This window comes from Streptomyces sp. NPDC054842 (assembly GCF_053611025.1).
Map to the genome: position 1 here is coordinate 1 of NZ_JBSGZN010000096.1, position 7349 is coordinate 7349.

Genomic DNA, 7349 nt, shown 5'->3' on the forward strand with positions numbered 1-7349 from the left:
TTTCTGGGACGGGCACCCGCGCCGCGCGAGCGGCCGCCGGTCTCAGCCGACCGACGTCACCGTGCCCGCGCCGACCGTCCGGCCGCCCTCGCGGATCGCGAAGCCGAGACCGGGCTCCAGCGGGACCTCGCGGCCGAGCTCCACCGTCATCGTGACGGTGTCACCGGGCCGCGCGACCGCCGCGTCACCCAGGTCGACGTCGCCGACCACGTCCGCGGTGCGGATGTAGAACTGCGGCCGGTAGCCGGTCGCGACGGGGGTCGTACGGCCGCCCTCGCGCGTCGACAGGACGTACACCCGCGCCGAGAAACGGCGTCGGGGAACGACACTGCCGGGCGCGGCGACGACGTGCCCGCGGCGTACGGCGTCGCGGGGCACTCCGCGCAGCAGCAGGGCCACGTTGTCCCCGGCCTGCGCCTCCGCCATGGGCTTGCCGAAGGTCTCCAGGCCGGTGACGACGGTGTCCACGGCCGCGCCGAGCACCTCGACCCGGTCGCCGACCCGGATCGTGCCGCGCTCCACCGCGCCCGTCACCACGGTGCCGCGCCCGGTGATGGTGAGCACGTTCTCGACGGGGAGCAGGAACGGCGCGTCGAGATACCGCTCGGGCATGGGCACGTACGTGTCCACGGCGTCGAGCAGCGCGTCGATCGCCGCGGTCCAACGGGGGTCGCCCTCCAGGGCCTTGAGCCCGGAGACCCGTACGACGGGCACGGCGTCGCCGCCGTAGCCGTGCGCGGAGAGCAGTTCGCGGACCTCCAGTTCGACGAGGTCGGCGAGTACGGCGTCCTCGCCGTCGTCCACGGCGTCGGCCTTGTTCAGGGCGACGACGATGTGGTCGACGCCCACCTGCCGGGCCAGCAGCACGTGTTCGGCGGTCTGCGGCATGATCCCGTCGAGCGCGGACACGACGAGGATCGCCCCGTCGAGCTGGGCGGCGCCGGTGACCATGTTCTTCACGTAGTCGGCGTGGCCCGGCATGTCCACGTGCGCGTAGTGCCGGGTGTCGGTCTCGTACTCGACGTGCGCGATGTTGATGGTGATGCCGCGCGCGGCCTCCTCCGGCGCCCGGTCGATCCGGTGGAACGGGACGAACGTGCCGGAGCCGCGCTCGGCGAGGACCTTGGTGATGGCGGCGGTCAGGGTGGTCTTGCCGTGGTCGACGTGCCCCATGGTGCCGATGTTCAGGTGCGGTTTGGTCCGCACGTATGCCGTCTTGGGCATGGCTGTACCTCGAAGCCTCTTCATGTCAGCGGAGCTGAGTGAGAGCTCCGGCGCGCACGGGCCGGAGCGGGGACCCCGAGGACTCGCCGACCCTCCCCCTGCGGGGTCCGCCGGACGATCCGGGAAGGGTCAGCTTCGGGCGCCGTCGACGGCGCCCGTGACGATCAGGACGGCAGCCTTCGGCGCATCCGCTGCTGCGGATGTCGCGAGGAGGAAGGCGTACCGGAACATGAGGCGATCATCGCCGACGCGTCTGCGCACGTCGAATGGTTTTCCGCGGCCAGGACACGCCCGGTGCCGACGGGGCGTCAGGGGCCGGTGCGGCGGGCCGGCGCCGGGTGAGGACCGGCGGGCGACGGGCCCCCGCCCCGGCTGAGGGGTGCGGGACGAGGGCCCCGCACGTTCTACCGGTCCGGCGCGGCCGGCGGATGCACCGAACGCCCGGCCCGGGTCCGCGATTCGAGAGGCCGTCCGTCCGCGGCGGACGGAACGAACCCGCGGCGGACAAAAAGAAAGGGAAAGGAGGGGTGCCCGCTCCTTTCCACTCTCAACGTATAGCGCACCGGGGGCCTTGCGGCAAGGCCCCCGTGATGCCGCACACTGACCGGCCGAAGCCGCGATCCGCGGGGACGGAGTCACGTCATGCCCGTGCCGCCACCGGCGTGCGGGGCGCGCGCGGACGTCGGGACACCGGCCGCGCACGCCCTGGCCCCCTGCCCATGCGGAGACCCGCCCGGACCCCTGACCACGCACCACGACACCCCGAACCCCGGACCACGGACCACGGACCCCGAACCACGAACCACGAACCACGGACCACGAGAACCCACCCACATCGCCACCTGGCCCGACGAGACCCACGGGGTACGCCGGACGGAGCCGCACCCGTCACGGTCACCCCCCGTTCCTCCCGCCGGACCGCACTGCCTGCCGCGCGACGACCGCCGGCGACCCCGAATCGGAGCCGATGCCCGTGAATCCGCTGACCACCAGCGTGTTCGACCTTCCCGACCACCTCTCCCCCAAGGCCGACCCGAGGCTGACCGCCGCCGACGAGCGGCACTTCGCAACCCTCGCGGAAAGCCTCGGCCGGACGATCGCCGAACTGTCCGACCGTCTCGCCGCCGAACGCAGGGCGCCCGGCGGCACGGGCCGTCAGGCGATGGACCGGGACGCGGAGATCCACCGGCTCACCGCCCGCCTGCGCACCCTGCGCCGCTTCGGCGTGGACCTGTGCCTCGGCCACATGGTCGGCGCGGACGGCTCCGGGCCCGTGTACGTCGGCCGGCTCGGCCTCACCGACAGCTCGGGCCGCCGGCTGCTGCTGGACTGGCGCTCACCCGCCGCCGAACCGTTCTTCGGCGCCACCCACGCCAACCCGATGGGGCTGGCCAGTCGCCGCAGGTACCGCTGGACCCGCGGCCGGATCGGCGACTACTGGGACGAGGTCTTCACCGCGGACGGATTCGCCGGGCACGCCGCGCTCGACGACCAGTCCGCGTTCATCGCCAGTCTCGCCGACACCAGGTCGGCCCGGATGCGCGACGTGCTGGGCACCGTCCAGGCCGACCAGGACGCCATCATCCGGGCGGGCTCCCGGGGAGCCCTCGTCGTGGACGGCGGCCCGGGCACGGGCAAGACCGTCGTCGCCCTGCACCGCTCGGCCTACCTCCTGTACTCCGACCCGCGGCTCCGGCAGCGCGGGGGCGGTGTCCTGTTCGTCGGCCCGCACCGGCCCTACCTCGCCTATGTCTCCGACGTGCTGCCCAGCCTCGGCGAGGAGGGCGTGCAGACCTGCACGCTGCGGGACCTGGTCGCCGAGGGAGCGGAGGCGGTGGCCGAGGCCGATCCGGAGGTGGCCCGGCTCAAGTCGTCCGTGGACATGGTGCGGGCGGTCGAGACGGCCGTCAGGTTCTACGAGGAGCCGCCGGCGACGGGCATGACGGTCACCACGCCGTGGTCCGAGGTCCAGCTCAGCGCCGACGACTGGGCCGTGGCGTTCGAGACGGCGGAGCCGGGCAGCGCGCACAACGAGGCACGCGACCAGGTCTTCGAGGAACTGCTCACGATCATCGTCGAGAAGCACGACGACGACGCGCCCGCCGAGCTGGTCCGCCGGGCGCTGCGGCGGGACGGGGAACTGGTCGCGGCCTTCGACCGGGCGTGGCCGCTCCTCGAGGCGGCCGACCTGGTGGGGGACCTGTGGTCGGTGCCGGCCTATCTGCGGCTGTGCGCCCCCTGGCTGAGCCGCGACGAGGTGCGGCGGCTCCAGCGCGCGGACGCCCGGGCCTGGACGGTGTCCGATCTGCCGCTGCTGGACGCGGCGCGGCAGCGGCTCGGCGATCCGGGGGCCGCCCGGCGCCGGCGCCGGCACGAGTCGGTCCTGGCGGCGCAGCGCGAGCGCATGACACAGGTGGTCGACAACCTGATCGAGGCGGCGGCCGACTCGGGTGCCGACGGGGACGACGGCGAGGGCCTGGTGAGGATGCTGCGCGGCGAGGACGCCCGGGTCAGCCTGGTGGACGAGTCGGAACTGCCCACCGCCGATCCGGACCTGCTGGCGGGCCCGTTCGCGCACGTCGTCGTGGACGAGGCCCAGGAACTCACCGACGCGGAGTGGCAGATGCTGCTGCTGCGGTGCCCGTCACGGAGTCTCACCGTCGTCGGGGACCGTGCCCAGGCCAGGCACGGTTTCACCGAGTCGTGGCGGGAACGGCTGGAGCGGATCGGGCTCGACCGGATCACGCCGGCCTCCCTCGGCGTCAACTACCGCACGCCGGCGGAGGTCATGACGGAGGCCGAGCCCGTCATCCGTGCCGTACTGCCCGACGCGAACGTGCCGGCCTCCATCCGCAGCAGCGGTGTCCCGGTCGTCCACGGGGCCGTCTCGGACCTGGACGCGGTCCTGGACACCTGGCTCGCCGACCACGCCGAGGGGACCGCGTGCGTGATCGGCGCCCCGGGGTTCCGGGCGACGCCCCGCGTCCGGTCGCTGACTCCCGAGCTGTCCAAGGGGCTGGAGTTCGACCTGGTCGTCCTGGTGGACCCGCGGGAGTTCGGCACGGGGGTCGAGGGGGCGGTGGACCGCTACGTGGCGATGACCCGGGCGACCCGGCAGCTCGTCGTCCTGACGAGTTCCTGAGCCCGGCGGGCGGCCTCCCGGGCGCCGCGGTGCCGCCGAGCGGACGGAACGTCAGCGGGGGCACTGTCCGGCATGCCGCCCGACGCACACGATGTCGGGGAATCTGTGACCTCCGTGAGACGAACCATACGGCGATCACACACATGGGTCGGTTAGTGTCGCCGGATGCTCGATGCCACCACCCGCTCTGGGGGCACCGCCACGGCCACTCCCCCGGCCACCGCCACGGAGCTCGTCCCCGCGACGGAGCTCGCGGGCACCGGACGGCTCACCGGCGCCACTCGTCCCGGGTCGGCCGACCCGAACGGCTCACTCACCGCGAGAGGATTCACCGCCCGCTGCGCCAGAGCACTGCTCTCGCCCTGGTCCCGGCTGTCCCTGCTGCTGGTGCTGCTCGCGGCTGCCGCGTCCGCCGTCCTCCTCTTCGAACCGCAGCGCCTGCTGGCGGACGGCTGGCCGCCCGAGCTCGGCGGCGCGGCGGCGGCCCTGGTGTTCGCGGTGGCGTACGGCCTGTGCACGGTCGCTTTCGTGCCCCGGCCGCTGCTCAACCTCGCGGCCGGCGCCCTGTTCGGCTCTCAACTGGGCGTGGGCGCCGCGCTCGGCGGGACCGTGCTCGGCGCGGGCCTGGCCTTCGGGCTCGGCCGGTTCCTGGGGCAGGACGCGCTGCGCCCGCTGCTGCGGGGCCGGTGGCTCAAGGCGGCGGACGGGCAGCTCAGCCGGCACGGCTTCCGCTCGATGATGGTGGCCCGGGTCTTCCCCGGGGTGCCGTTCTGGGCCGCCAACTACTGCGCGGCGGTGTCCCGTATGGGCTGGCTGCCGTTCTTGATCGCGACGGCGCTGGGTTCGGTGCCGAACACGGCGGCGTACGTCGTCGCCGGCGCCCGCGCCTCGGCTCCGACCTCGCCCGCGTTCCTCACCGCCATGGGCTTCATCGCGGTACCGGCGCTGATCGGCACGGTGGTGGCCTGGCGCAAGCGCCACCACCTGCGCGCCGCCCGCTGACACCGGAGAACCCGGTCACCGGTTCACGAGTTCACGACTTCACATGTCCACGACTTCACATGTCCACGACTTCACGAGTTCATTCGGTGCGTCGGCTCTCCTGCCCGAGGGCTCAAACCGCCTCCAGCACCATCGCGTTGGCGAGTCCGCCCGCCTCGCACATCGTCTGCAGCGCGTAGCGGGCGCCGCGTTCGCGCATGGCGTGCACGAGGGTGGTCGTCAGCCGGGTGCCGCTCGCGCCCAGCGGGTGACCGAGGGCGATGGCGCCGCCGTGCACGTTGACCCGGCCGAGGTCCGCGCCCGTCTCCTGCTGCCAGGCGAGGACCACGCTGGCGAACGCCTCGTTGACCTCGAAGAGGTCGATGTCGTCCAGGCCGAGCCCCGCCCTGCGGAGCACCTTCTCGGTGGCCGGGACGACGCCCGTCAGCATCAGCAGCGGATCGGAGCCGGTCACCGCGAAGCTGTGGAGCCGGGCCAGCGGACGCAGGCCGAGCCGGGCGGCCGTCTCACCGGACGTGATGAGCACGGCCGAGGCGCCATCGTTGATGGGGCTCGCGTTGCCCGCGGTGACGTTCCACTCGATCTGCGGGAATCGCTCGCCGAACGCGGGGTCGTAGTACGCGGGCTTGAGCCCGGCGAGGGTCTCGGGGGTGCTGGCGGGCCGTACGCACTCGTCCCGCCGTACGCCGTCCAGCGGGGCCACCTCGGCGTCGAACAGGCCGTTGTCCCAGGCCGCGGCCGCCTTCCGGTGAGAGCTCACCGCGAAGGCGTCCAGCTGCTCGCGCGAGAGCCCCCACTTCGCGGCGATCAGTTCGGCGCTGATGCCCTGCGGGACGAGACCCTCCGGGTAGCGGGCGGCGACGCCGGGCCCGAAGGGGTCCTTGCCCGCCGGCACGTTCGACCACATCGGGACGCGGCTCATGGACTCCACTCCGCAGGCGACGACCAGGTCGTAGGCGCCGGACAGCACGCCCTGCGCTGCGAAGTGCACGGCCTGCTGGGACGAGCCGCACTGCCGGTCCACGGTCGTCGCGGGCACCGTCTCGGGGAACCCGGCCGACAGCACGGCGTAGCGGGTGGTGTTCATCGCCTGCTCGCCGACCTGGTCGACGGTGCCGCCGATGACGTCGTCGATCAGCGCCGGGTCGACGCCGGACCGCTCGACCAGGGCGCGCAGGGTGTGGGCGAGGAGTTCCACGGGATGGACATGGGCGAGGGAGCCGTTCGGCTTGCCCTTGCCCACGGGGGTGCGTACGGCTTCGACGATCACGGCGTCGCGCATGGTGGGCCTCTCCAGTGAGGAACCGGCGGTCGGACGGGCTGGGCCGGACACCCGGAACGGGTGAGTTGGTTTTCCAAACCCGCTAAGTGACCCCAGAGTAGCTCAGTGGGTTGGAAGAACCAACCCACCCTTTAGACTGGTCGGCATGAAGGACGCCCGCCCCTGCTCCATCGCCGCCACGCTCGCCCTCGTCGGCGAGAAGTACTCCCTGCTCGTCCTCCGCGAGGTGTCCCTGGGCGCCACGCGTTTCGACCAGCTGGTCCGCAACATCGGGGCTCCGCGCGACGTGCTGACCGCCCGGCTCAAGCGGCTGGTGGAGGCGGGCGTGCTGGAGAAGGTGGAGTACAGCGACCGCCCCAAGCGCTACGAGTACCGGCCCACCCCGGCCGGACGGGAGCTGGAGCCGGTGCTGTTCACGCTGATGGCGTGGGGGGACCGGCACCTCCAGGAGGACGGTTTCCGCCCCATGGTGCTGGAGCACTCCTGCGGCCACGAGCTGGTTCCCCAGGTCGTCTGCCGGGACTGCGGCGAGGAGGTCAGGCACGACGACCTGGCGGCCCACCCGCAGGCCCCGGGCTGGACGGTGACGGGGCCCGCGGCGGCGTAGCGCCCGGCGCGTGCGCGGCGGCGTGGGCCGGGCCGCGCGCGGGCGGGGCGTAGGCCGGGCCGCGTGCGCGGCTGGCGGCTGGCGGCTGGCGG

Annotated in this window: 5 protein-coding genes; 3 read left to right on the plus strand and 2 right to left on the minus strand. The window is 73.4% G+C overall.

What is annotated here, in order from left to right; translation table 11 throughout:
• Positions 1 to 42 precede the first annotated feature (42 nt).
• Positions 43 to 1224 carry an elongation factor Tu gene (tuf, locus tag ACWGIS_RS36120; RefSeq protein WP_453366752.1) on the minus strand — a complete coding sequence of 394 codons (1182 nt, stop codon included), beginning with the start codon at positions 1222 to 1224 and terminating at the stop codon, positions 43 to 45.
• A 967-nt stretch (positions 1225 to 2191) separates the two neighbouring features.
• Here tuf and helR point away from each other — a divergent pair.
• Both helR and ACWGIS_RS36130 read left to right on the plus strand, forming a co-directional pair.
• Positions 2192 to 4366, plus strand: a complete 2175-nt coding sequence (gene helR, locus ACWGIS_RS36125) for an RNA polymerase recycling motor ATPase HelR (protein ID WP_453366753.1) — start codon at positions 2192 to 2194, stop codon at positions 4364 to 4366.
• 165 nt (positions 4367 to 4531) lie between these two features.
• Entirely contained in the window at positions 4532 to 5368 is an 837-nt protein-coding gene (locus tag ACWGIS_RS36130) for a TVP38/TMEM64 family protein (RefSeq protein ID WP_453366754.1), read from the plus strand.
• 112 nt (positions 5369 to 5480) lie between these two features.
• On the opposite strand, the gene ACWGIS_RS36135 is transcribed toward ACWGIS_RS36130, so the two are convergent.
• Positions 5481 to 6650, minus strand: coding sequence for a thiolase family protein (locus ACWGIS_RS36135; RefSeq protein WP_453366755.1), 1170 nt, complete (start codon positions 6648 to 6650; stop codon positions 5481 to 5483).
• A 145-nt stretch (positions 6651 to 6795) separates the two neighbouring features.
• On the opposite strand from ACWGIS_RS36135, the gene ACWGIS_RS36140 reads away from it, so the two are divergent.
• Positions 6796 to 7257, plus strand: a complete 462-nt coding sequence (locus ACWGIS_RS36140; protein WP_453366756.1) for a winged helix-turn-helix transcriptional regulator — start codon at positions 6796 to 6798, stop codon at positions 7255 to 7257.
• Positions 7258 to 7349 lie beyond the last annotated feature (92 nt).